At 69.1% G+C, this 24,278-nt stretch carries 27 protein-coding genes; 15 read left to right on the top strand and 12 right to left on the bottom strand.

Going from position 1 to position 24,278, the window contains the following annotated elements; all coding sequences use genetic code 11:
• A partial coding sequence (locus tag BR31_RS0103575; RefSeq protein ID WP_037175491.1) for an ATP-binding cassette domain-containing protein occupies positions 1-983 on the bottom strand: 983 nt, incomplete at its 3' end.
• Positions 984-1,122: 139 nt separating this feature from the next.
• Here BR31_RS0103575 and BR31_RS0103570 point away from each other — a divergent pair.
• The 3 genes from BR31_RS0103570 to BR31_RS27335 are packed head-to-tail and all read left to right on the top strand — an operon-like array spanning position 1,123 to position 3,425.
• Positions 1,123-1,893 carry an SDR family oxidoreductase gene (locus BR31_RS0103570; RefSeq protein ID WP_027499755.1) on the top strand — a complete coding sequence of 257 codons (771 nt, stop codon included), beginning with the start codon at positions 1,123-1,125 and terminating at the stop codon, positions 1,891-1,893.
• 16 nt (positions 1,894-1,909) lie between these two features.
• Entirely contained in the window at positions 1,910-2,257 is a 348-nt protein-coding gene (locus BR31_RS0103565) for a VOC family protein (RefSeq protein ID WP_027499754.1), read from the top strand.
• Positions 2,258-2,261: 4 nt separating this feature from the next.
• Positions 2,262-3,425 (top strand): lycopene cyclase family protein, encoded by a 1,164-nt coding sequence (locus tag BR31_RS27335; RefSeq protein ID WP_051636912.1) that lies wholly within the window; start codon positions 2,262-2,264, stop codon positions 3,423-3,425.
• Here the strand turns inward: BR31_RS27335 and BR31_RS0103555 are convergent.
• Complete coding sequence (locus tag BR31_RS0103555; RefSeq protein WP_027499753.1) at positions 3,388-4,197, bottom strand: metal-dependent hydrolase; 810 nt, start codon at positions 4,195-4,197, stop codon at positions 3,388-3,390. The two genes, BR31_RS27335 and BR31_RS0103555, sit on opposite strands and share 38 nt — an antisense overlap.
• A gap of 113 nt (positions 4,198-4,310) precedes the next feature.
• Positions 4,311-6,218: a non-homologous end-joining DNA ligase gene (gene ligD / locus BR31_RS0103550; RefSeq protein WP_037175276.1), complete on the bottom strand. Its 1,908-nt coding sequence runs from the start codon at positions 6,216-6,218 to the stop codon at positions 4,311-4,313.
• Between the two features lie 64 nt (positions 6,219-6,282).
• Here ligD and ku point away from each other — a divergent pair, with 64 nt between their 5' ends.
• From ku to BR31_RS0103535, 3 genes are all read left to right on the top strand, one after another.
• Positions 6,283-7,152 (top strand): non-homologous end joining protein Ku, encoded by an 870-nt coding sequence (ku, locus tag BR31_RS0103545; RefSeq protein WP_027499751.1) that lies wholly within the window; start codon positions 6,283-6,285, stop codon positions 7,150-7,152.
• A 90-nt stretch (positions 7,153-7,242) separates the two neighbouring features.
• On the top strand, positions 7,243-7,677 hold the full coding sequence (locus tag BR31_RS0103540) for an SRPBCC family protein (protein ID WP_027499750.1): 435 nt from the start codon (positions 7,243-7,245) through the stop codon (positions 7,675-7,677).
• Positions 7,658-8,080 carry a MarR family winged helix-turn-helix transcriptional regulator gene (locus tag BR31_RS0103535; RefSeq protein ID WP_027499749.1) on the top strand — a complete coding sequence of 141 codons (423 nt, stop codon included), beginning with the start codon at positions 7,658-7,660 and terminating at the stop codon, positions 8,078-8,080. Before BR31_RS0103540 ends, BR31_RS0103535 begins: the two co-directional genes overlap by 20 nt.
• 24 nt (positions 8,081-8,104) lie before the next feature.
• On the opposite strand, the gene BR31_RS0103530 is transcribed toward BR31_RS0103535, so the two are convergent.
• A complete protein-coding gene (locus BR31_RS0103530; protein WP_037175275.1) occupies positions 8,105-8,572 on the bottom strand; it encodes a DUF4334 domain-containing protein in 468 nt (155 codons plus the stop codon).
• A 44-nt stretch (positions 8,573-8,616) separates the two neighbouring features.
• Positions 8,617-9,717 (bottom strand): NAD(P)-dependent alcohol dehydrogenase, encoded by a 1,101-nt coding sequence (locus tag BR31_RS0103525; protein WP_231496353.1) that lies wholly within the window; start codon positions 9,715-9,717, stop codon positions 8,617-8,619.
• Positions 9,718-9,901: 184 nt separating this feature from the next.
• On the opposite strand from BR31_RS0103525, the gene BR31_RS0103520 reads away from it, so the two are divergent.
• From BR31_RS0103520 to BR31_RS0103495, 6 genes are all read left to right on the top strand, one after another.
• Complete coding sequence (locus tag BR31_RS0103520; RefSeq protein ID WP_037175274.1) at positions 9,902-10,135, top strand: hypothetical protein; 234 nt, start codon at positions 9,902-9,904, stop codon at positions 10,133-10,135.
• Positions 10,136-10,138: 3 nt separating this feature from the next.
• Positions 10,139-11,896: a fumarate reductase (quinol) flavoprotein subunit gene (gene frdA, locus BR31_RS0103515; RefSeq protein WP_027499745.1), complete on the top strand. Its 1,758-nt coding sequence runs from the start codon at positions 10,139-10,141 to the stop codon at positions 11,894-11,896.
• 3 nt (positions 11,897-11,899) lie between these two features.
• A complete protein-coding gene (locus tag BR31_RS0103510) occupies positions 11,900-12,649 on the top strand; it encodes a succinate dehydrogenase/fumarate reductase iron-sulfur subunit (RefSeq protein WP_027499744.1) in 750 nt (249 codons plus the stop codon).
• Positions 12,646-13,050, top strand: coding sequence for a fumarate reductase subunit C (locus BR31_RS0103505; RefSeq protein WP_037175273.1), 405 nt, complete (start codon positions 12,646-12,648; stop codon positions 13,048-13,050). The genes BR31_RS0103510 and BR31_RS0103505 overlap by 4 nt, the downstream gene beginning before the upstream one ends.
• Positions 13,047-13,418 (top strand): fumarate reductase subunit FrdD, encoded by a 372-nt coding sequence (gene frdD, locus BR31_RS0103500; protein ID WP_027499742.1) that lies wholly within the window; start codon positions 13,047-13,049, stop codon positions 13,416-13,418. Before BR31_RS0103505 ends, frdD begins: the two co-directional genes overlap by 4 nt.
• Positions 13,419-13,692: 274 nt before the next feature.
• Complete coding sequence (locus tag BR31_RS0103495; RefSeq protein ID WP_231496352.1) at positions 13,693-14,046, top strand: hypothetical protein; 354 nt, start codon at positions 13,693-13,695, stop codon at positions 14,044-14,046.
• Between the two features lie 71 nt (positions 14,047-14,117).
• On the opposite strand, the gene BR31_RS0103490 is transcribed toward BR31_RS0103495, so the two are convergent.
• From BR31_RS0103490 to BR31_RS0103460, 7 genes are all read right to left on the bottom strand, one after another.
• Positions 14,118-14,537 (bottom strand): metal-sulfur cluster assembly factor, encoded by a 420-nt coding sequence (locus tag BR31_RS0103490; protein ID WP_027499740.1) that lies wholly within the window; start codon positions 14,535-14,537, stop codon positions 14,118-14,120.
• A complete protein-coding gene (gene sufU / locus BR31_RS0103485; protein WP_027499739.1) occupies positions 14,534-15,043 on the bottom strand; it encodes a Fe-S cluster assembly sulfur transfer protein SufU in 510 nt (169 codons plus the stop codon). Before sufU ends, BR31_RS0103490 begins: the two co-directional genes overlap by 4 nt.
• A gap of 3 nt (positions 15,044-15,046) precedes the next feature.
• The gene (locus BR31_RS27330) at positions 15,047-16,357 is read right to left on the bottom strand and encodes a cysteine desulfurase (protein WP_037175272.1); all 1,311 of its coding nucleotides are present in this window, start codon (positions 16,355-16,357) and stop codon (positions 15,047-15,049) included.
• Positions 16,358-16,361: 4 nt separating this feature from the next.
• The gene (gene sufC / locus BR31_RS0103475; protein WP_027499738.1) at positions 16,362-17,153 is read right to left on the bottom strand and encodes a Fe-S cluster assembly ATPase SufC; all 792 of its coding nucleotides are present in this window, start codon (positions 17,151-17,153) and stop codon (positions 16,362-16,364) included.
• A gap of 38 nt (positions 17,154-17,191) precedes the next feature.
• Complete coding sequence (gene sufD / locus BR31_RS0103470) at positions 17,192-18,391, bottom strand: Fe-S cluster assembly protein SufD (RefSeq protein ID WP_027499737.1); 1,200 nt, start codon at positions 18,389-18,391, stop codon at positions 17,192-17,194.
• On the bottom strand, positions 18,391-19,848 hold the full coding sequence (sufB, locus tag BR31_RS0103465; RefSeq protein WP_027499736.1) for a Fe-S cluster assembly protein SufB: 1,458 nt from the start codon (positions 19,846-19,848) through the stop codon (positions 18,391-18,393). Before sufB ends, sufD begins: the two co-directional genes overlap by 1 nt.
• A 62-nt stretch (positions 19,849-19,910) precedes the next feature.
• Positions 19,911-20,591: a helix-turn-helix transcriptional regulator gene (locus tag BR31_RS0103460; RefSeq protein WP_037175271.1), complete on the bottom strand. Its 681-nt coding sequence runs from the start codon at positions 20,589-20,591 to the stop codon at positions 19,911-19,913.
• 166 nt (positions 20,592-20,757) lie between these two features.
• Here BR31_RS0103460 and mptB point away from each other — a divergent pair, with 166 nt between their 5' ends.
• From mptB to BR31_RS0103445, 3 genes are read left to right on the top strand one after another with little or no spacing between them, the layout of a single operon-like run.
• Entirely contained in the window at positions 20,758-22,524 is a 1,767-nt protein-coding gene (gene mptB / locus BR31_RS27325) for a polyprenol phosphomannose-dependent alpha 1,6 mannosyltransferase MptB (protein WP_197023533.1), read from the top strand.
• Positions 22,521-23,465 carry an ABC transporter ATP-binding protein gene (locus tag BR31_RS0103450; RefSeq protein WP_027499734.1) on the top strand — a complete coding sequence of 315 codons (945 nt, stop codon included), beginning with the start codon at positions 22,521-22,523 and terminating at the stop codon, positions 23,463-23,465. Before mptB ends, BR31_RS0103450 begins: the two co-directional genes overlap by 4 nt.
• Positions 23,462-24,253: an ABC transporter permease gene (locus BR31_RS0103445; RefSeq protein ID WP_027499733.1), complete on the top strand. Its 792-nt coding sequence runs from the start codon at positions 23,462-23,464 to the stop codon at positions 24,251-24,253. Before BR31_RS0103450 ends, BR31_RS0103445 begins: the two co-directional genes overlap by 4 nt.
• The last annotated feature ends 25 nt before the right edge of the window (positions 24,254-24,278 follow it).

Below are 24,278 nucleotides of genomic sequence, written 5' to 3'. Positions count from 1 at the left end.
TCCGGGAACCGGATGTGCGCGACCTTGTCCGAGACCCGGACCTCGTCGAGGGCGGCCATCAGCTTGTCCGCCCGCTTGGCCATGTTCTGCGCCGCGGTCGCCTTCGTCGCCTTCGCACCGAGCTTGGCGGCCTGCACCCGCAACGCGCCCGCCTTCTTCTCCGCGTTCGCGCGCTCACGGCGGCGGCGCTGCTCGTCGGTGGCGCGGGCGTCGAGGTACTTCTTCCAGCCCATGTTGTAGATGTCGGCCTCCCCGCGGACCGCGTCGAGGAACCACACCCGGTTCACCACGTCGCCGAGGAGCTCGACGTCGTGGCTGATCACGATCAGCCCGCCGTCGTGGTTCTGCAGGAACCCACGCAGCCAGGTGATCGAGTCCGCGTCGAGGTGGTTGGTGGGCTCGTCGAGCAGAAGGATGGTGTCCGAGCGGCCGCCGGATCCGTCGGAGGCGGCGAACAGGATGCGGGCCAGCTCGACACGGCGGCGCTGACCACCGGAAAGGGTGCGCAGCGGCTGGGCGAGGATCCGATCCGCCAACCCGAGGCTGCTGCAGATCCGGGCCGCCTCGCTCTCGGCGACGTAGCCGCCGAGGGACGAGAACCGGTCCTCGAGGGCGCCGTACTTGCGCACGGCCTTGTCCAGCTCGGCGCCGTCGACCAGCTCGGCCATCAGCGTCTGCAGCTTCTCCATGTCCCGCAGGATGGTGTCGAGGCCGCGGGCGGAGAGCACCCGGTCCTTGGCGAGCACGCTGAGATCGCCCTCTTTGGGGTCCTGCGGGAGGTAACCGAGGTCGCCGGTGCGGATCACCGACCCGGCGTAGGGCTCACCCTCCCCCGCGAGGATGCGCAGCGTGGTGGTCTTGCCCGCACCGTTGCGGCCGACCAGACCGATCCGGTCGCCTGCCTGGACCCGCAGGGCCGGGCCCGGCGCGGAGAGCAGGGTCCGCACACCGGCACGAACTTCGAGGTCGGTGGCGGTAATCAACAAGAACTCCTCAACGGAAACGGAAACTTTGCGTGGCCGGGCAAACGCCGACGGCACACGAGACACAAGAACGATCCACTTTACCGTGACATTCCCGGCGGGAGTTGCACGGCGTTGTGATTCGGCTAACGTTCCGCAGATGACTCTCACGAGGGATCTACAGGGAAAAACGGCGCTGGTCACGGGCGCGAGCCGCGGCATCGGCCGGGCCATCGCGGCCGAGTTCCTCGCGCGCGGCGCCGCGGTCGCGATCACGGCCCGCAAGCCGGAACCGCTGGAGGCGGCCGCGCAGGAGCTGCGGGCCGCCGTCGCGGGCGCCGTCGTGCTGCCCATCGCGGGCAATGCGGGCGACGCCGATGCGCGCGCGGAGGCGGTCACGCGGACCGTGGCCGAGCTCGGGTCGCTCGACATCCTGGTCAACAACACCGGCATCAACCCCGTCTTCGGGTCGCTGATGGACGCGGATCTGAACGCGGTGAAGAAGATCTTCGACGTGAACGTGGTCGCCGCGCTCGGCTACATCCAGCAGGCGTACCACGCCTGGATGGGCGAACACGGCGGCGCGGTCGTCAACCTCGCGAGCGTCGGCGGACTCCGGTCGACGGGGGTGATCGCCGCGTACGGCGCCTCGAAGGCGGCGCTGATCCGCCTGACCGAGGAACTGGCCTGGCAACTCGGGCCGAAGATCCGGGTCAACGCCGTCGCCCCCGGCATCGTGAAGACCCAGTTCGCGGCCGCCCTCGTCGCGGCGGGCGAGGATCAGGCCGCGGCCGGCTACCCGATGAAGCGGCTCGGGTCGCCCGAGGACGTCGCGAACCTGGTCGGCTTCCTGGTCTCGGACGCCGCCTCGTGGATCACCGGCGAGACTGTCCGGGTGGACGGCGGACTGCTCTCGACGGGTTCGATGTAGCCGTGGAGGAGGCGCTGTGACCATTCGCCGTGTCGTGCCGGACATCCGGTCCGACGATCTGGACGGGAGCCGCCGGTTCTACGGCCTCCTCGGTTTCGTCGAGGTCATGAACCTGGGCTGGGTGACCACGCTGGCGTCGCCGTCGAACCCGACGGCCCAGCTGACGCTGATGGGCGAGGACGCCACCGCGACCGTCCATCCCGACATGAGCGTCGAGGTGGACGACGTGGACGCGGTGTACGCGACCGTCGTCGCGGCGGGTGCGGAGATCGTGCATCCGCTGCAGGACGAGGAGTGGGGTGTGCGCCGGTTCTTCGTCCGCGACCCCAACGGCCGCGTCGTCAACGTCGTGGGTCACCTGTGATCCGATGACCTCCCGCGAAACGGTGGCCGATCTCGCGGTGGTCGGGCTGGGGCCCGCCGGTCGGGCGCTGGCCCATCGGGCCGCCGCCGCCGGGCTCGACGTGGTCGCGGTCGATCCGCACCCCGACCGCCGCTGGACCCCGACCTATGCGGCCTGGTGCGACGAGCTGCCGGGCTGGCTCGACGGGCCCGCGGTGGTCGCGGCTCGGGTCGAGCACCCCCGGGTGTGGACGACCCGCGAGCAGGTGCTGACCCGGCCGTACTGCGTGCTCGACAACGACGCCTTGCTGGCCGCTCTCGACCTCGGCTCCGCCCGGGTGCTCGCCGGTACCGCCGCCGAGGTCGAACCGGACCGGGTGATCCTCCTGGACGGCAACCGACTGCGCGCCCGACAGGTGATCGACGCGCGCGGCGCCACGCCCGCACCGGCGCTGGCCGAACAGACCGCCTTCGGCGTCGTCGTGTCCGGGGAGGCCGCGAGCCCGGTCCTCGGGGACGGCGAGGCGTGGTTCATGGACTGGCGCGCGGACAACGGCGCACCACCGGACGAGACCCCGTCGTTCCTCTACGCGGTCCCCCTCGGCCGCGACCGGGTCCTGCTGGAGGAGACCTGCCTGGTGGGCAGGCCGGGGCTGTCTCAGGAGGCCTTGCGCACGCGCCTGGAGGCCAGGCTGCGCGCACGGGGTGTGCCCGTGGCCGCCCATGCGGAACGCGAAAGGGTGCGGTTCCCGGTGCAGGTTCCGCGCGCGGCGGCCGCGACGGCCACCTTCGGCGCGCGCGCCGGGATCATGCACCCCGGCACCGGATACAGTGTCGCCGCCTCGCTGTCCGCCGTCGACGGTGTCGTCGGCGCGATCGTCGCAGGCAACGACCCGCGGGCCGCGCTGTGGCCCGGGGCCGCCCTGGCGGTCCGCGCGCTACGCGAGGTCGGGTTGCGCGCGCTGCTCCGGCTGCCGCCCCAGTTCACCGCGGAGTTCTTCGAGGCGTTCTTCGACCTGCCCACCGGCCGCCAACGGGCCTATCTCTCGGAGCGCGCCGACCCGGTAGCGGTGAGCCTGGCGATGGCCGCGGTGTTCCGACGTGCCCCGAACCCGGTCCGGCGCACGCTGGCGAGAGCGGTCCTGCCGACCGTCAACCCCACGCCCGGATCTCTGCCACGACCTCGGTGACCGCGCCCGGCACACCGTCGATCGCCCAGATCGCCAGCCCCACCGCGACAACGGTCAGCAACGGACCGAGCACCACCCGTTCGACCGTGCCACCGGCCCGGATCGAGAGCATCGACGGCAGGCGCAGTTCCCACCACCGCCTGCGGCCCCAGGGCAACAGCGGTGCCAGGAACGGAACGCCCTCCTTGGTGATCGCATCGCCGAGACAGTGCACCGCACACCCGAGCCCCACCGCGACACCGAGCGCCCTGGAACCCACCTCGTCCGGGTACCAGGTCCAGGTGAAGGCCGAGAGGGCCGCGGCGACGACGGTGACCGCGATCCAGCCGTTGCGCGCGGCCCAGCTCCCGGCCAGGCCGCGCAGCGCCAGGCCGAGCGTGACGAACAGGGTTCCGATGATCGCCGGGCGCCCGAACTCGATCACGAGCGCCGAGATCCCCGCGCTCAACGCGATCGCGAACAACGCTGTGTGCGTGAGTGTCCGGTGCCCGCCGCGGCGCTTGGGGTCACGCCGTCCGCGGGTGAGCCGGTAGTACCACAGCGAGACCTCGTCCACGCCGCGGGCGACCAGCTGACTGACCGGCCCGAAGGACCTCGCGACCGTGGACTGCGCCGTGTCGAGGTCGGGCAGGAGTGCCGCACCCGCGCACACCCCGGCAAAGGTGAACACCTCGGCCGTCGAGGTCGGCCCGCCCCATTCGGGTGGAAGAACCTGCGCGGCAAGAAGACCCGCGACCGCGCCGGAAACAGCATGGGTAGCACCCATCACCATGTGAGAGAACGCCTTTCGGAGGAACCGTCGAGCAGTGCCCGATCGGAGCCGCCCACACAAAACTAGCAAGCCACTCCGACACGCCACCCCGACAGCCGTCCGGCCTGCTGCCGTCAGCCCAGGCCGGCGACCTGGTCCGGGTCCTTGTCCGGGCGGAGCCCTCGCCAGCTCGGGTGACGCAGTCGCCCATCACCGGTCAGCTCCGAGTACCGCACCTCCCCAACGATTTCCGGGCGCACCCAGTGGGCCGCGCGAGCGTCCACCGCGGGAACCGAGTGACCGAAGGGCGAGCTGTCCGCGGACGCGTCCGCCAGCAGCCGCGCCAACCGCGTCAGGGTGGCATCACTGAACCCGGTCCCGACCTTGCCGACGTACCGCAGGCCGTCGGCACCGCCTGGCACGCCGAGCAGCAGTGATCCGACGCCGCCGGCCCGACGTCCCTCACCCTGCTGCCAGCCACCCACCACCACCTCCAGGTCCGAGTAGTGCTTGAGCTTCAACCAGGACGCGGATCGACCGGCCCGGTAGGTCGAGTCCCAGCGCTTGGCCACCAGGCCCTCCATCCGGGCGGTCCGACTGGACTCGAGCGCCTCGCCGAGGTCGGCGGGCGCCAACTCGAGCACCCGCCAGGTCTCGTCCTCGCCAAGGCGGATCGCGTCCAGCACCCTGCGCCGGTCCCGGTACACCTTGGCGCGCAGCGACGTCCCGTCGAGCTGCAGGACGTCGAAGATCTCCAACAGCACCGGATTCTTCGCCGCCGCTGCCCGCACATCGCGCGGTTTGGTCAGGCCCATCCGCTGCTGCAGCCGACCGAAGCTCGGCGCGCCGTCCTCACCGAGGACCACGATCTCCCCGTCCAGCACGCCCGAATGACCGTGCAGGCCTTCCGGAACGTCCAGCAACTCCGGATAGCCCGGGGTGAGGTCCGATCCACTGCGGCTGACCAGTCGGACGGTGGACACGCCGCTCTCGGCGTCGTGGTCGAAATGCACAAGGGCGCGGATACCGTCCAGCTTCGGCTCCAGCGCCCACACCTCGGGGTCCGCCCGAGACGTGAAGTCCGCCACGGTCACCGCGGATGCCAGCATCGGGGCCAGGTCGCCCGTGGGGGCGGCGCGCGAGCGCCGTTGGGGTCGTGCGCGCTCGGGCGCGGGAGCAGGCGGGATCCCCGGCTGCGCGCCGCCCTCGGAGATCCGGTCGAGGACCTCATGGAAGTCCAACTGGCGCAGTCCCGGCCGGGTCAACTCGTCCCAGGTGCGGGGGGCAGCCACATTCGGGCTCGCGGTACCGCGGAGCGAATAGGGCGACACCGTCGTCTTCGACGCCGAGTTCTGGCTCCAGTCCACGAACACCTTGCCCGCGCGCTCGGCCCTGGTCATCTTGGAGATCACCGACGTCGGCGTCTCCCGTTCGAGTTCGACCGCGATCTTCTTCGCGAACTCAACACACCGCGCCGCCGTCCAGCCCTCCCCGATCCCGGCGTACAGGTGAATTCCCTTGCTGCCACTGGTCACCGGCAGTGCCCCCAGACCGCTGTCCGCAAGCCGGTCCCGAACCCGCAGAGCCACCTCGGCGCACTCCTCCAGGGTGACGCCCGGCCCCGGGTCGAGGTCGATCACCAGGCGGTCCGGGTCCATCGGTACGCCACCCGCGCCGAATCTCCATTGCGGCACATGGAACTCGAGCGAGCCCGCCTGGGCGAAGTACACCAGCGACGCCAGGTCGTCGACGATCGGGTAGGTGATGGTCTTCGACGAGTGCGTCATGGTCCGGCGATCGACCCAGTCCGGTGTCGACGCGTCCACGTTCTTCTGGAAGAACGGGGTCGCGGACACCCCGTCCGGCCAGCGCTTTCTCGTGACCGGCCTACCGGCGAGCAGCGGCACCATGAGTGGGCCGACCGCGGTGAAGTACTGCAGGATCTCCGCCTTGGTGGTCCCCGTCTCGGGATAGAGAACCTTGTCCAGATTGGTCAGGGACAGGCGTTTGCCCTCCACCATCACCGCGGTGTTGTGACTCATGCTCCGCCCACCCATTTTCGGGTACTGCCTGGCCTGATCCCGTCCTGTGCACCATCATGGTTTCATGCGGTCCATTTGGAAAGGCTCCATCGCGTTCGGGCTCGTGAACGTCCCGGTGAAGGTCTACACCGCGACCGAGGACCACGACATCAGGTTCCACCAGGTCCACGGCGCCGATGGCGGCCGCATCAAATACAACCGTGTCTGCCAGGAATGCGGCAAGACCATCCAGTTCGCCGATATCGACAAGGCCTATTCGTCCGAGGACGGGACGCAGGTGATCCTCACCGACGAGGACTTCGACGAGCTGCCCGCCGCCGAGAAGCACGAGATCCCGGTCCTGCAGTTCGTGCCGTCCGAGCAGATCGATCCGATCCTGTTCGAGAAGAGCTACTACCTCGAGCCGGACTCCGCCTCCCCCAAGGCCTACCAGCTGCTCGCGTCCACGCTGACCGAGAGCGACCGCACCGCGCTGGTGCACTTCACGCTGCGTCAGCGCACCCGGCTCGCCGCACTACGGGTGCGCGACGGCGTGCTGGTCATCCAGACACTGCTCTGGCCCGACGAAGTACGGGCCGCGGAGTTCGAGACCCTCGACAAGACGGCCGCGCCGAGCGACAAGGAACTGGCGATGGCAAAGTCGTTGGTGGAGTCGATGTCCGAGGACTTCGAGCCCGAGTCGTACACCGACGAATACCAGATCCAGCTGCAGAAGATGCTCGACGAGGCGATCAAGAACGGCGGCAAGAAGGTGACCCCGCCCGAGGCGGTGGCCGCCGCCAAGGAGGACGCCGAGGTCGTGGACCTGGTCGCCGCGCTGCAGCGCAGCGTCGACGCCGCGAAGTCGGGGAAGACGGACACGGCCGAGAAATCCCCGAAATCCGCTCCCGCGAAGAAAACCGCCAAACGCTCGCCCGCCCGCAAAACCGGCTGATTCGCCCGCAAGGAAACGCGTGCCCACCCTCTGGACATATAGTCTGCGCGCAGATAATCTCTACGCAGATCATCTACCGAGGAGAGCACCATGTGGGAGTACGAGCACAGCGTCGACACCGCCGCCACCCCCGAATCGATCTGGCGCCTGTGGTCGGACGTCGAGAACTGGGGCACCTGGAACGCCGACATCGAACACATCGAGATCCTGGGCGAGTTCGCCGACGGCACCGAGATCGTCATGACCCCAGCGGGCGACGAGGCTGTGCACCTGCGCCTGGCCGAGGTCAGCGAGAACAGGCTGTTCGTAGACGAGGCCGAGATCGAGGGGCTGACACTGCGCACCGCGCACCGCATCGAGCCCCTCGGCGGCGGTGACACCCGCGTCACCTACCGGATGGAGATCACCGGGGCCGGCGCCGACGTGGCCGGACCCGCGATCGGGCCCGCGGTCACCGGCGACTGGCCTGACACCATGGCGGCACTGGTCGCGAAGGCGCTCGATCATGCCGCTTCAGCCAGGTGAGAGCCCGGGGTTCCTGCTCTGGCACGCCACACTGCGCTGGCAGCGCGGCATCGCCGAGGCGCTCGAACCCCTTGGACTCACCCACGTCCAGTTCGTCCTGCTGGCCTGCATCTGGTGGCTCAACACCCACGACGACAACCCGAACCAGCTCACCGTGGCGCGCCAGGCCGGAACCGATGTGAAGATGACCTCGCAGGTACTGCGCACGCTGGAGAAGAAGGGACTGATCGAGCGTCACGTCGACCCAGCCGACACCAGGGCCAGGTTGCTGCGGGCCACCGACACCGGCGCCGAGCTGGCGCCGCGGGCGATCGAGGCGGTCGAGGCCGTCGACCTACGGTTCTTCGAGCCCGTGGACCGAGACGAGGCCACCGAGCTGCTGCGACGCCTCGCCCCGATGTAGGCGAAGGAGGACGCGGTCGTCCGGCTAGTCGGTCTCGTCCCTCATCAGGGCAAAGTAGAAGTGCTCACCACCGTCGAGCACATCCTTGCCGTTCATGATGCCCATCAGGGTCCGGTCGTCGACGCGCTTGAAGTGGTCGAACACCGGCATCCCGTCGTAGATCATCGTCGCGGTGCACTCGCCCCTGAACTCCACCATCCACAGGCTCGCCTCCCCCTTGCCTGCCGCCACGTCGGAGTAGAGCTCGCCGTCCGACCCACGGCACAGCATCGGCTGCACATCGAATCGCGATCCGAAGTTCTTGCCGTACCAGCCCGACCTGGCGAGCAGCCGACCCGTGCGATGACCGGTCTCGAAGCCGCTCCCCCGCCACCGCCCCTCGAGCTCGTCGATGTGCACGGTCGGCAGTGCCGCCCACAGCTCGTCGAGGACACGGGGATCCACCGGCCCCGCGCTGCCGAGGAGTTCGAAGAACTTCTGCTGACCGGTCACGGCGTTCCTTTCGTCGGGAGGATATGGGCGATCGATCGCACGTATCAGAAGGTGAGCACCGGCTTGACCACGGCCCCGCTCGACGCTGCGGCGAGGGCAGCCTCGATCTCCTCGAACGGGAAGGTCGTGATCATCTCCTCGAACGGGAACCGACCCGCCCGCCACAGCTCGATCAGCTCGGGGATGAACGTCTGGGGGTCCACGTCGCCCTCGATGACCCCGGTCACGCTGCGGCCCATCAGCAGGCTCGACTGGTCGATCAGCACCGGATTGCGTTGGCCGCGAAGGCCGAGCGTCGCGCAGCTGCCCGGCGAGCGCAGGGTCGACACCGCCAGGTTCAGCACCTCCTCGCTGCTGACCGTGTCCACGCTGTGGTCCGCGCCGCCGCCGGTCAGCCTGCGCAGTTCGCGGCCGAGCCCGGGAGTGGCGCTGTCCAGCGCGGCGGTGGCGCCGAGCTTGACGGCCAGCTCGCGCCGGGCGGGCAGCGGATCGACGACAAGGATGGTCGCGCACCCGGTCGCGGCGGCCGCCAGGACCGATCCCAGTCCGACCGCGCCGGCGCCGAACACGATCACCGAGGAGCCGGGCCGCGGACGCAACACCCGCAACACCGCGCCCGCGCCGGTCTGGATGCCGCATCCGAGAGGTCCGAGCAACGCGAGCGGGAGATCGGCCGCAACCTTGACCGCGCCCGCGGCGTCGACCACGGCGTGCGTCGCGAACGAGGATTGCCCGAACCAGCCGCCGTGCACCTCCCCCGACCCCGAGTGCAGCGTGGTGCTGCCGTCCCGCCTGCGCCCCGAGTAGTTGAGCGCGGCGAAGTCCGTGCAGTACGCCGGGTGGCCGCCGGTGCAGTTCGGACACTGTTGACACGATGCGAAGCTGAGGACGACGTGATCGCCTGCGCGGACCGTGTCGACGCAGGAGCCGACCGACTCCACCACGCCCGACCCCTCGTGCCCGAGCACCGCGGGCAGCGGAAACGGAATCGCCCCTGCCGCGGCCGTCAGGTCGGTGTGGCAGATGCCGACACCTGCCATCCGGACCAGGATCTCCCGCTCCCGCAGGGCACCGGTCCGGATCTCCCTGATCTGCGTGGGCCCGCCGTACTCCGCGAGAACCGCCGCACGCACCCGATCACCCACCGAGATCTTCCCTCCGACGTATGCGAACTCCGGTTAACTTACGCCCCTCGCCGGGATTCGCCACCCACAAAGAGGCGTATCGTCCGATGTGAAACAGATCACACCCAGATGGTGGCGCCCGGCCCGCCTTTCCGGCCGAGACCGATCAGGGGTTTGGCCGTCCACCAGGGCACGGAGGTCGGCGATGAGCACCACCAGTTCCCCCATCACCGCGGATACGGCCCCGTGTGGTCGCGTCGTGGGCGGTCGCCGGCATCAGGAGAACGACGACGAGGGCCTGCGCATCGACGACCGCACCTATGAGTGCGGTTGCCGCGTGATCCGCCACGAGTATCACGACGGATCGGTGCGCATCAAGACGATTCGGCACGACGGCAAGGTGCTGACAGATGAGCACAGTGGCAACCACGAGGCCTGAGTGATGACCGCATTCCACTCGGTCGTCATCGTCGGCGGCGGTGGCGCCGGGCTGCGCGCGGCCATCTCGATCGCCGAATCGGACCCGAGCCTGAGCGTCGCGATCGTGTCGAAGGTCTACCCGATGCGCAGCCACACCGTGTCCGCGGAGGGCGGCGCCGCCGCGGTCATCGCACCCGACGACTCCCTCGACGAGCACGCCTACGACACCGTGTCCGGCAGCGATTGGCTCTGCGACCAGGACGCCGTCGAGGCGTTCATCGGCGAAGCCCCGAAGGAACTGCTCCGCCTGGAGCACTGGGGCTGCCCGTGGAGCAGGCAACCGGACGGGCACATCGCCGTTCGCGCGTTCGGCGGGATGAAGAAGAAGCGCACCTGGTTCGCCGCCGACAAGACCGGATTTCACCTGCTGCACACCCTCTTCCAGAAGGCGCTGTCCTACCCGGACATCGTGCGCTACGACGAGTGGTTCGCCACCACGCTGCTCGTCGACGACGGACGGGTCATGGGGGTGGTGGCCATCGAGCTGTCCACCGGCCGGATCGAGACGATCGTCGCCGACGCCGTCATCGTGTGCACCGGGGGTTGCGGCAGGGTGTTCCCGTTCACCACCAACGCCACCATCAAGACCGGCGATGGGATGGCCCTGGCCTACCGGGCCGGGGCCGGACTGAAGGACATGGAGTTCGTCCAGTACCACCCGACCGGACTGCCGTTCACCGGCATCCTCATCACCGAGGCCGCGCGGGCCGAGGGCGGTTGGCTGATCAACAAGGACGGGTATCGCTACCTCCAGGACTACGACCTCGGCACACCCACACCGGGGCCTGTGCTGCGCAGCATGGAGCTGGGGCCACGGGACCGGCTCTCCCAGGCCTTCGTGCACGAGCAGCAGAAGGGCAGGACGATCGACACGCCCGACGGACCGATCGTCCACCTGGACCTACGGCATCTCGGCGCCGACGTCATCGACGCGAAACTGCCGTTCGTCAGGGAACTGTGCGCGAGCTACCAGAACATCGACCCGGTCCACGAGCTCGTCCCGGTACGCCCGGTCGTGCACTACATGATGGGAGGGATCCACACCGATCTACACGGAGCCACCGATCTGGACGGGCTGTACGCCGCGGGCGAGGTCGCCTGCGTCAGCATCAACGGCGCCAACCGTCTCGGTTCGAACTCGCTGCCGGAACTGCTCGTCTTCGGCGCCCGCGCCGGACAGGCCGCCGCCACCTACGCCGCGACAGCTCACTCCTCCGGCCCCACCGCGGCGATCGAGGCACAGGGACGCGACGAGCAACGCCGGCTCGAACGGGAACTCGCCCGTCACGACGGCGCAGGCGGGGCACGGCCGGACCGCATCGCCGACATCCGGACCGGGATGCAGGAGGCGATGGAGGCCGGTGCCGGCATCTACCGGGACGAGCGCACCCTGCGCACGGCGATCGATCGGATCCGAGAACTGAAGCAGCGCTACGCGGCCGCCGTCATCGATGACCACAGCCGGACGTTCAACACCGAGCTGATCGCCACTCTCGAGCTCTCGGGGATGTTGGACGTCGCAGAGTGCATCGTCGGCAGCGCGTTGCGGCGGGAGGAGTCCCGCGGCGCGCATCAGCGCACCGACTTCCCCGACCGCGACGACGACAGGTACCTGGCTCATTCACTGGTCCACAGGCAACCGGGCGGCGAGGCCCGGATCACCTACCTGCCGGTGACGATCACCCGCTGGCCACCCGGCCAACGGGTCTACGGGAGGTGAGCGATGCCCGAGCACGACACCATCGCCGTCGAGGTCATGCGGTACCGGCCGGAGCAGGAGTCCACGCCCGCACCGCAGTGCTATCGGGTCCCGCTGCGCAAGGAGTGGACCGTCCTCGACGGCCTCAACCACATCAAGGACCAGCTGGACGGAACGCTCTCCTATCGGTGGTCCTGCCGAATGGGGATCTGCGGCAGCTGCGGCATGACGGTCAACGGCGAGCCGAAGCTGGCCTGCTCGACGTTCCTGACCGACTATGCGCCCGAATCGATTCGGGTCGAGCCCCTGCGGAACTTCCCGGTGATCCGCGACCTCGTCGTCGACATCAGCGACTTCATGTCCAAGCTGCCCAAGGTCAAACCGTGGCTGATCCGCTCGGACGAGTCCGAGCCCGAGGAGGGCGCGTACCCGCAGACGCCGGAGGAGATGGAGGCGTACAAGCGGTACAGCATGTGCATCAACTGCATGCTGTGCTACTCGGCCTGCCCGGTGTACGCGCTCGAGCCCACCTTCCTCGGCCCCGCGGTGATCGCACTGGGCCAGCGCTACAACCTGGACTCGCGGGACGAGGGCGCCGAGGACCGGCGTGATGTGCTGGCCTCGGCGGAGGGCGCGTGGGCCTGCACCTTCGTCGGCGAATGCAGCGTGGCGTGCCCCAAGGGCGTCGACCCCGCAGGCGCCATCCAGCGCTACAAGCTGACGGCGGCGTCGAGGTCGTTGAAGGAGTTCCTGCTCCCGAGGGGTGCGCGATGAGTTCCGCAGGCACTGTGGCGGCGCGTCCCTACCGACCGCCGGTGCCCCGGCTGTGGTGGCTGCGGCGCAGGTCGTACCTCCTGTTCATGCTGCGCGAGCTGTCGTGCCTGTTCGTGGCGTGGTTCGTCATGTTGGCGCTCCTGCTGGTGGTGGCGGTCGGCGACGGCCCTGGCGCCTACCGGGACTTCCTCGACTGGAGCGCGCGCCCCTGGGTGATCGCGCTCAACGTGATTGCGACGGCGTTCGTCCTGCTCCACGCCGTGACCTGGTTCAACCTGGCGCCCAAGGCAATCGTGGTCCGGTTGGGGAAGCGGTCCGTTCCGCCTGCCGCGGTGCTCGCCGCGCACTACGCGCTGTGGGCCGCGTGCTCGGCGATCGCGGCGTGGGTGATCCTGCGATGACGACCAGCAGGCGCGAAAGCCGCAGGCCGACTGCGGAACCGCTGGCGTGGCTGGCGTTCAGCGCAGGCGGGATGGCCGCGGCCCTGCTGATCCCGGTACTCATCCTGCTGTTCGGGATCGCGATTCCGCTGGGCTGGATCGCAGCCCCCGAGTACACGCACCTGCACTCGGTGCTGCGCCACCCGATCACCGTCGTCGTGCTGATCGGCCTCTGCGTACTGGCGCTGTTCCACGCCGCGCACCGGCTCCGCTTCACCCTCTGGCACGGACTCCGGCTCCAGAGGGCCAGGGGTGCCGTCACCGTGGCGTGCTACGGGGGCGCCGCGGTCGGGTCCGTCGTGGCCGCGTACCTGCTGATCAGGGGCTGAGGGCCGCGCCCATCGCGGTCCCGGCCCCGCATACCTTTCCGGCCTTCCACGTAACGAATTGTCGGTTTCTTTCGACTTTCAGGTGTCGGCGCCCCGGATCGAATCGGAGGACTGACATGATCGGAAACGTTTAGTTTCAACAAACAGGGGAGAAACGCATATGAACGGCAACACCTTTCGACGCATGGCGACCACGGCCGTCGTATCGGCCGGCATCGCGGGGGGCCTCGTCGCGGGCGCGGGTTCCGCAGCAGCGGAGACACAGGTTGTACCCATGAGCACGTGCTTCGGCCTGAGCCCGTACATCGTCGACCAGCCCTATATCGCCAGCAGGGCATTCTTCAATCAGGACGGACCGGGCACCGGCACCGTCACCCTCGCCGACGTGTCGAGCCTCTGGTTCTTCGCCCCCGCCTACCTGTCCGACACCCGCCTCGACTGGCGCAACAAGACAACCGGAGCGGCCGGCACGCTCACCGCCACCACGCCGATCGGCATGGGAAGCGCCGTCAACCTGCGGCTCAACAGCGGCCCCGGTGACGTCGAGATCACCAGGAGCGCCGTCAACCGCAATGCGCTGTGGGCCATCCCGACCACGTCCTGCACCGGTACGGTGCACGTCAACTGATCCGCGTGACCGCATGACAAAGGCGCCAGACCCGATCACTCGGGTCTGGCGCCTTCTCTGTCACGTTCGGGTCAGACGGTGAAGCCGAGCGCCCGCAGCTGCTCGCGGCCGTCCTCGGTGATCTTGTCCGGGCCCCACGGCGGCATCCAGACCCAGTTGATCTTCAGGTCGTTCACGAGGCCGCTCTTGACGAGCGCGCCGCGCGCCTGCTCCTCGATCACATCGGTCAGCGGGCAGGCGGCGGAGGTGAGGGTCATGTCAACGGTGGCGATGTCCTCGTCGTCCACGGCAATGCCGTAGACCAGCCCGAGGTCGACCACGTTGATCCCGAGCTCGGGGTCGACGACATCGCGCATCGCTTCCTCGAGCTCGTCGATCACGGCCTGCTGCTCGGGCGTCAACTCGAGCACGGCCTGCTCATCGGCGGCGGGCGCGGACTCCGGGACGGCCTGGCCCTCGGTGGACTCGGCGTTTGCCTGGGTCTCGGTCATGATGACGATCCTCCGGTCTGAACCGGCACTGCGGTGCCGATGACATTCTTCGTCGGCGCAGCGTCGGCGCCGTCGACTATTTGAACAACGGCATCCTTGAATGCCATCCATCCCAGCAACGCGCACTTCACGCGGGCCGGGTACTTCGATACGCCGACAAACGCGATCCCGTCGCCGAGCACGTCTTCGTCGCCCTCGATGTTGCCGCGGCTGGTGATCATCGCGTCGAAAGCGTCGACCGTCGCGAGCGCCTCGGTCACGCTCAACCCGACGACCTGGTCGGTGAGCACCGAGGTCGACGCCTGGCTGATCGAGCAGCCCTGCCCGTCGTACGAGATGTCGCCAACCCGGCCGTCGTCGGTCAGTGCCACCCGCAGCGTCACCTCGTCACCACAGGTCGGGTTCACGTGGTGCACCTCGGCACCGAACGGCTCCCGCAGCCCCCGACCGTGCGGGTGCTTGTAGTGATCCAGGATGACCTCCTGGTACATCTGCTCCATCCGCATGGTCTACGACGCCCCGTCGATCGGTGCGGTCTCCGGCTCGTCGACGACCGGCTCGGCGGCAGGCGTCACCCCGAAGAACTCCTGCGCGCGACGGATGGCCGCCGCCAGGGCGTGCACTTCGTCGGTGGTGTTGTAGAGGGCAAACGATGCACGGGCGGTCGCCGCAACCCCGAAGTGCCGATGCAACGGCCAGGCGCAGTGGTGCCCGACCCGGATCGCGATGCCCTCGTCGTCGAGGATCTGGCCGAGGTCGTGCGCGTGGATGCCGTCCACCACAAAGGACACCGCGCCGCCGCGGTCCACCGGGGTGGTCGGACCGATGATCCGCACGCCGTCGATGGCACCGAGCTGTTCGAGCGCCAGCGCCGTGAGCTCGTGCTCGTGCGCGGCGACGGAGTCCATGCCGAGCTCGTTCAGGTAGTGCACGGCCGCACCGAGCGCGACGACCTGCGAGGTCATCGGCACGCCCGCCTCGAAACGCTGCGGCGGGGCGGCGTAGGTGGTCGCCTCCATCGTGACGGTCTCGATCATCGAGCCGCCGGTGATGAACGGCGGCATCGACGCGAGCAGCTCGCGCTTGCCGTAGAGCACGCCGACACCCGACGGACCGAGCATCTTGTGCCCGGAGAACGCCGCGTAGTCAACGTCCAGCGCGTGGAAGTCGACCGGCATGTGCGGCACCGATTGGCACGCGTCCAGCACGACCAGCGCGCCGACGGCCCTGGCCCGGCGGACCAGCTCGGCCACCGGCGCCACGGCGCCCGTCACGTTCGACTGGTGGGTGAAGGAGACCACCTTCACCGCGTCGGTCAGCTCCAGCGACTCCAGGTCGATGCGGCCGTCGTCGGTCACCCCGTACCAGCGCAGCGTCGCACCGGTCCGCCGGGCCAGCTCCTGCCACGGCACCAGGTTCGCGTGGTGCTCGAGCTCGGTGATCACGATCTCGTCGCCAGGGCGCAGGTGCCGCTCGAATCGCTGGTCGCCGAGCACATAGGTCACCAGGTTGAGCGCCTCGGTGGCGTTCTTGGTGAACGTCAGCTCGTCGGCGTCGGCCCCAACGAAGTCGGCGATCGCCGCGCGCGCACCCTCGTACGCGTCGGTCGCCTCCTCCGCGAGCTGGTGCGCCCCGCGGTGCACGGCCGCATTACAGGTGGTGAGGAACTCCCGTTCGGCATCGAGCACCTGGACGGGGCGCTGCGAGGTCGCCCCGGAATCCAGGTACACCAACGGTTTACCGTCGCGCACCGTACGGCCGAGGATCGGGAAGTCCTTCCGGATCCTGGTGATGTCGAGTTCCTTCACCGAGGTGGTCATGGAACTAGGCTCCTGTCGCTGCAGCCTGCGTGAACCGGACGTAGCCGTTCTCCTCGAGCTCGTCGGCGAGCTCGGCGCCGCCGGACTCGACGATCTGGCCGCCGACGAAGACGTGCACGAACTCCGGGGTGATGTACCGCAGGATCCGGGTGTAGTGCGTGATCAGCAAGACGCCGCCGTGCTCGCGCTCCTTGTAGCGGTTGACGCCCTCGGAGACGATGCGCAGCGCGTCCACGTCGAGGCCGGAGTCGGTCTCGTCGAGGATCGCGATCTTCGGCTTGAGCAGCCCCAGCTGCAGGATCTCGTGGCGCTTCTTCTCGCCGCCGGAGAAGCCCTCGTTGACGCTGCGCTCGCTGAACGACGGATCGATCTCGAGCTCGGTCAGGGACTCCTTGACCTCCTTGACCCAGTGCCGGAGCTTGGGGGCCTCGCCGCGGACCGCGGTCGCTGCGGTGCGCAGGAAGTTCGACATCGAGACGCCGGGCACCTCGACCGGGTACTGCATGGCCAGGAACAGGCCGGCGCGGGCCCGCTCGTCGACACTCATCTCGAGCACGTTCTCGCCGTTGAGGGTGATGCTGCCGGAGGTCACCTCGTACTTGGGGTGGCCGGCGATGGCGTACGACAGGGTCGACTTGCCGGAGCCGTTGGGGCCCATGATCGCGTGGGTCTCCCCCGAGCGGACCGTGAGGTTCACGCCCTTGAGGATGTTGATCGGCTCGGCGTTCTCGTCGGTGGTCGCGACGTTGACGTGCAGGTCCTTGATTTCGAGAACGGAGTTTTCAGCGGTAGTCATTCAATGTTCCTTAGAGAAGTGTGTTGTCGGCGGCGATCTCAGACGCCGACCGCGGCGAGCTCGACCTCGATGGCTGCTTCGAGGCGCTCGCGCACCTCCGGGACGGCAATGCGGTTGATGATCTCGTGGAAGAACCCGCGGACCACCAGGCGACGGGCCTGGTCCTCCGGGATGCCCCGCGAACGCAGGTAGAACAGCTGCTCGTCGTCGAACCGGCCGGTGGCGCTGGCGTGGCCCGCACCGACGATCTCGCCGGTCTCGATCTCGAGGTTCGGCACCGAGTCGGCGCGGGCGCCGTCGGTGAGCACCAGGTTCCGGTTGAGCTCGAAGGTGTCGGTGCCCTCGGCCGCGGCGCGGATGAGCACGTCGCCAACCCAGACGGTGTGCGCGTCCGGCTTGCCGGAGTGCGGATCGCCCTGCAGCGCGCCCTTGTAGACGACATTCGACTTGCAGTGCGGCTGCGAGTGATCCACCAGCAGGCGCTGCTCGAAGAACTGGCCCGCATCGGCGAAGTACAGGCCGAGCAGCTCGGCGTCGCCGCCGGGTCCGTCGTACTTCACGATCGGGGTCAGCCGCACCAGGTCGCCGCCCAGGCTCACCGAGGTGTAGCGGAGGACCGCGTCGCGGCCGAGCCGGGAGTGGTGCGCCGCGACGTGCACGGCGTCGTCCGCCCAGTCCTGCACGGCGACCACGGTCAGCTTCGCGCTGTCGCCGACGATGAACTCGACGTTCTCCGCGTAGGTGCCGCTGCCGCGCTGGTCGAGCACGACCGTGGCCTTCGCGAAGGCCTCGAGCCGGACCTGGATGTGGCCGTAGGCCACCTCGTCCACGCCGGGACCGGTCACGACGACGTTGACGGCGTCGGCGACCTCGTGCTCCTTGGCCACGGTGATCACCGTGGCCGACTCGAAGCCGGAGTACGCCTGCGCGGCGATGCGGTCGGCGGGCACACCGGCCTGACCGAGACGGGCATCGTCACGGCCGACGGTCTCGACGCTGACACCCTCGACCGCCTGGACCTCGACGGTCGCGGCGCCGGAGCGGACCGCGGTGCCGTCGTGCAGGCCGCGCAGCCTGCGCAGCGGCGTGAAGCGCCACGCCTCGTCGCGTCCCGCGGGGACCTCGAAGGCGTTGACGTCGTATGAGGTGAACACCTCGCCCTTGTTGGTGGCGGGCACGATGTTCTCACCGGCGACGGCGGCCTTGACCCCGGTCGTCGCCTCGTTTGCGTTGGCCACTAACCCACGGCCCCTTCCATCTGCAGTTCGATCAGGCGGTTGAGCTCGAGGGCGTATTCCATCGGCAGCTCCTTGGCGATGGGCTCGACGAACCCGCGCACCACCATGGCCATTGCCTCGTCCTCGGTGAGGCCGCGGCTCATCAGGTAGAACAACTGGTCTTCGCTGACCTTCGACACGGTCGCCTCGTGACCCATCGACACGTCGTCCTCGCGGATGTCCACGTAGGGGTAGGTGTCGGAACGGCTGATCTGGTCGACCAGCAGGGCGTCACACTTGACGGTCGACTTGGAGCCGTGCGCGCCCTTGTTGACCTGGACCAGGCCACGGTAGGAGGCACGGCCGCCGCCGCGGGCCACCGACTTGCTGACGATGGTCGAGGAGGTGTGCGGCGCCAGGTGCAGCATCTTCGCGCCGGTGTCCTGGTGCTGGCCCTCGCCGGCGAACGCGACCGAGAGGACCTCGCCGCGAGCGTGCTCGCCCATCATCCACACGGCCGGGTACTTCATGGTGACCTTGGATCCGATGTTGCCGTCGATCCACTCCATCGAGCCGCCCGCGTCCACCTTGGTGCGCTTGGTCACCAGGTTGTAGACGTTGTTCGACCAGTTCTGGATGGTCGTGTAGCGGCAGTGGCCGCCCTTCTTCACGATGATCTCCACGACCGCGGAGTGCAGCGAATCGGACTTGTAGATCGGCGCGGTGCAACCCTCGACGTAGTGCACCGAGGCGCCCTCGTCGACGATGATCAGGGTGCGCTCGAACTGGCCCATGTTCTCGGTGTTGATCCGGAAGTAGGCCTGCAGCGGGATGTCCACGTGCACGCCCGGCGGCACGTAGATGAAGGAGCCGCCCGACCAGACCGCGGTGTTGAGCGCGGAGAACTTGTTGTCGCCCGCGGGGATCACGGAGCCGAAGTACTCCTTGAACAGCTCCGGGTGCTGCTTGAGCCCGGTGTCCGTGTCGAGGAAGATCACGCCCTGCTTCTCGAGATCCTCACGGATCGAGTGGTAGACGACCTCGGACTCGTACTGCGCGGCGACACCGGCGACCAGGCGCTGCTTCTCCGCCTCCGGGATGCCGAGCTTGTCGTAGGTGTTCTTGATGTCCTCGGGCAGGTCCTCCCAGGACTCCGCCTGCTTCTCGCTGGACCGCACGAAGTACTTGATGTTGTCGAAGTGGATGCCCTCGAGGTTGGAGCCCCAGTGCGGCATCGGCTTCTTGTCGAAGGTCTTGAGCGCCTTGAGCCGGATGTCGAGCATCCACTCGGGCTCGTTCTTCTTCGCGGAGATGTCCCGCACGACGGCCTCGGACAGCCCGCGCTGCGCGCTGGCGCCCGCGACGTCGGAATCAGACCAGCCGTAGCCGTAATGGCCGAGCGAGGCGATGGCCTCGTCCTGCGTCAGTGCGGGCGACTTCTCCGTGCTGCCGGCTGCCTGATCTTGGGTGACTGTCATGCGAGCTCCTTCCGGAGTCTTGTTGCGTACCGGTGCGGGCTGGGCATCGGCGTGGGTGGTGCTTACTTCGGGGATGCGTCTGACGACGAGCGAGGCTCGTCTGGTGGAGCTATCGGTATGTGGGTGGTGCAGGCGCAGTCACCGTTGGCGATGGTCGCCAGGCGCTGCACGTGGGTGCCGAGCAACTCGGCGAAGGCCTGCGTCTCCGCCTCGCACAGCTCGGGGAACTCCGAGGCGACGTGCGAGACCGGGCAGTGGTGCTGGCAGATCTGGACGCCGTTGCCCACCGGCCGGGTGGTGGCCGCGAAGCCAGCCGAGGTGAACGCATCCGCGATGGCGTCGGCGGTGTCCACCACCTCGCCTGGGGTGTGCGGTGCGACGGGATCGATGTCGGCGACGATCGTCTGGACCCGGCGCCGCGCGAACTCGACGATCGCCTCCTCACCGCCGACCTCGCGGAGGTGCCGCATGGCCGCACCGGCGAGATCGTCGTAGGAGTGACCGAGACGCGAACGGCCTGCGGCGGTCAGCTGGAACTGCTTCGCCGGGCGACCGCGGCCCTTGTGCTGCCAGCTCGCGGCGTTCGAGGAACGTGCCTCGCCCGCGTCGATCAGCGCCTCGAGGTGACGTCGGACACCCGCGGCGCTCAGACCGAGCTTCGCGCCGACCTCGGGGGCCGTGATCGGGCCCTGTTCGAGGAGAAGCTGGACGACGGCGGCCCTGGTGTGCCCGTCATGGCTCACCACGGTCGCGGTCGGGGCACCGCTGAGTGCAGGCGAAACAGGTGCATGACCTGCGCCTTCACTTCGCGCGTCCCGAGCCGGTGCCGATTTCACAACACAAGTGTGACGGAATTATCGGAGCTGGTCCACCAAGGGTGCCCTGTATTACACCGCTACGCTGCCCCATGTGCCGCAGACCGACGACGCACCGGACTCCGGTGACACCCCCAGCGCCGGCCCGGCGACCCGATTCCGCGAACGGGCGGTGACGCTCGCCAAGCGAGGGCTGGGCGTCGACGGCCCGCACCACGGCTTCGAGGTGTCGAGCCTGCACGGCGACGAGACCGAGGCCCCCGGACTCAACAAGCGCGAGACCGGTCAGCTCCGCGGGATCAGGCGTTTCGGCGCGACAGGGGCCGTCCTGATGGCGATCGGCGCACTCGGGGCAGGCGCGCAGCCGGTGCTGCAGAACCCGGTCCAGGGCCTGCGGATCCTCGGGCTGCCCGCGCGCCTCGGCGCGACAGCGCTCACACTCACCATGACCGGCAGCGTGATGGTGGTGCTCGCGTGGCTGCTGCTGGGCAGGTTCGCGATCGGCCGGTACCGCGGGGAGGGCACCGCGCCCCGACGGCTGACCCGCTCCCAACTGGACCGCACCCTGCTGCTGTGGGTGATCCCGCTCACGGTCGCGCCACCGATGTTCAGCAAGGACGTCTACTCGTACCTCGCGCAGAGCGAGATCACCGCGCGCGGACTCGACCCGTATGCGATCGGGCCGGCACAGGCCCTCGGCGTCGACCACGTCCTGACCAGGACCGTGCCGACCATCTGGCGTGACACACCAGCGCCGTACGGACCGCTGTTCCTCTGGATCGGTCGCGGCATCTCCGCCCTCACCGGCGAGAACATCGTCGCGGGCATCTTCCTGCACCGGTTGCTCGCACTCGTGGGCGTCGCGCTGATCGTCTGGGCGCTGCCCCGGCTGGCGCGTCGGTGCGGCGTCGCGAGCGTGACCGCGCTCTGGCTCGGCGCCGCCAACCCATTGCTGCTGTTCCACCTGGTCGCCGGGATCCACAACGAGGCACTGATGCTCGGCCTGATGCTGGCGGGCATGGAGCTGGCGCTGCGCGCCGTCGAGAGCGCCGACCCGATCCGCTTCGACCCCCGCGGCGCCACCGCGGGCGGCAGGAACCTGCTGTATCTGCTGGCCGGATCGGGCCTGATCGCGCTGTCCGCGACGGTCAAGATCCCGTCGCTGCTGGCGCTCGGGTTCATCGGCATGGCCCTGGCGCGGCGCTGGGGTGGCACCGTCCGGTCCGTGCTGGCGGCCGCCGGACTACTGATGGCGGTGACCGCGGTTGTCATCCTCGTGGTGAGCCTGGCCAGCGGCCTCGGCTTCGGCTGGCTCTCCCCCGGCACCCTCGGCACCGCGAACGAGGTGCGGAGCTGGATGTCGCTGCCGACGCTGCTCGGGCTCGGCACCGGCCTGGCCGGGGTGTTCCTCGGACTCGGCGACCACACCACCGCCGTCCTCAACCTGACCCGGCCGATCGCCTCGCTCGCGGCGGCCTTCGTCGCGCTGCGCATGCTCGTCGCCGTTCTCGTCGGGCGGGTGCACCCGGTGGGCGCGCTGGGCGTCTCCCTCGGCGTCCTGGTGCTGCTCTTCCCCGTGGTCCAGCCGTGGTACCTGCTGTGGGCGGTGATCCCGCTGGCCGCATGGGCGACCCGGCCGGTCTTCCGCATCCCGGCCATCGTCTTCTCGTCGGCGGTGAGTCTGATCGTGATGCCCAACGGCGGCGAATACCAGCCGTTCATGATCGTCCAGGCCGCCGTCGCCACCATCCTCGTGGTGGGACTGGCGATGTTCCTCACCCGCGACCGGCTGCCGTGGCGGGCCGGGACCGGGGCACCGAACGGCAGTGGATCGGCCGCCGAATACGCTGGGACCCCGTGAGCTCTTCCGCGTCCGCCACGGCGCATCCGGTTCTTCGCCTCGACGGCGTGGTCAAGTCCTTCGGCAGCGTCACGGCCGTCGACGGCCTCGATCTGTCCCTGCACCGCGGCGAGGTGCTGGCGTTGCTCGGCCCCAACGGCGCCGGCAAGACCACCACCGTCGAGATGTGCGAGGGCTTCCTCGGCCCCGACAGCGGCACCGTGCGCGTCTTCGGCCTCGACCCGATCGCGGATTCCGGAGCGGTCCGGGCCCGCGTCGGCGTCATGCTGCAGGGCGGCGGGGCCTACCCGGGGTCACGGGCGGGCGAGATGCTGGACCTGGTGGCGGCGTACTCGGCCGATCCCCTCGACCCGGCGTGGCTGCTGCGGACCCTCGGCCTCACCGACGCCGCCCGAACCCCGTACCGCCGGCTCTCGGGCGGCCAGCAGCAGCGCCTCGCGCTGGCCTGCGCGCTCGTCGGCAGGCCCGAGCTGGTGTTCCTGGACGAACCGACCGCGGGTCTCGACGCACAGGCCAGGCTCCTGGTCTGGGAACTCATCGACGCGCTGCGCCGGGACGGCGTCGCGGTGTTGCTGACCACGCACCTGATGGACGAGGCGGAGGCACTTGCCGACCGCCTGATCATCATCGACCACGGCCGGATCGTCGCCGAGGGCACGCCGACGGAACTGACGCGACACGGTTCGGCCGGACAGCTGCGGTTCCTCGCGCCCGAAAACCTGGACCTGAGCGGGCTGCGCGCCGCACTGCCCTCCGGTTTCACCCCACGGGAGGTCTCCCCCGGCTCGTATCTGGTCGAGGGTGTCGTCGACCCGAAGGTGCTGGCGACGGTGACCGCGTGGTGTGCCGAGCTCGACGTGCTCGCCACCGAACTGCGGGTCGATCAGCGCAGGCTCGAGGACGTCTTCCTCGACCTCACGGGACGGGATCTGAGGGGATGAACGTGCAAGACCGGCTCGCCGACAACAGGTTCGAGGCGGGGACCTTCACCCCCGATCCGAGGCCGAGTGCCCCACTGCCCATGCTGGCGGCCCAGACCCGGCTCGAGCTCACGCTGCTGCTGCGCAACGGTGAGCAACTGCTGCTCACCATGTTCATCCCGATCACCCTCCTGATCGGGCTGTGCCTGCTGCCGTTCGGCGACCTCGGCGACCCCCGGGTCGACACGGTGCTGCCCGCCGTGATGATGGTGGCGATCATGTCCACCGCGTTCACCGGGCAGGCCATCGCTGTCGGTTTCGACCGGCGCTACGGCGCCCTCAAGCGGCTCGGTGCGACCCCGCTGCCGCGCTGGGGAATCATCGCGGGCAAGAGCGCCGCGGTCATCATCGTGGTCGCGATGCAGTCGGTCCTGCTCGGCGGCATCGCCTACGCGCTCGGCTGGCGGCCCGAGCCGACCGGCCTGCTGCTCGGCGCGCTGATCATCGCGCTCGGAACCGTCACGTTCGCCTCGTTGGGGCTGTTGCTCGGCGGCACCCTCCGGGCGGAGATCGTGCTCGCGCTGGCGAACGTCCTCTGGTTCGTGATGGCTGGCATCGGCTCGGTGGTGTTCGCCGAGGACATCCCGGGACCGTTGCACACGGCCGCCCGGATGATCCCCTCCGGCGCCCTCGCCGAGGCCCTGCAGCAGGCGATCGGCGGGTCGATCGACCTGTTCGCTGTCGCGGTGCTGGTGGTCTGGGGTTCGGTCGCGGCATGGCTCGCGACCAGGCTGTTCAAGTTCACCTGATACGGATCAGTTCCAAAACGTATTC

This window comes from Rhodococcus sp. UNC363MFTsu5.1, from assembly GCF_000686785.1.
GTDB lineage: Bacteria > Actinomycetota > Actinomycetes > Mycobacteriales > Mycobacteriaceae > Rhodococcus_G > Rhodococcus_G maanshanensis.
Note: the sequence above shows the minus strand (reverse complement) of the source record. Positions and strands in the feature narration are given on the sequence as shown.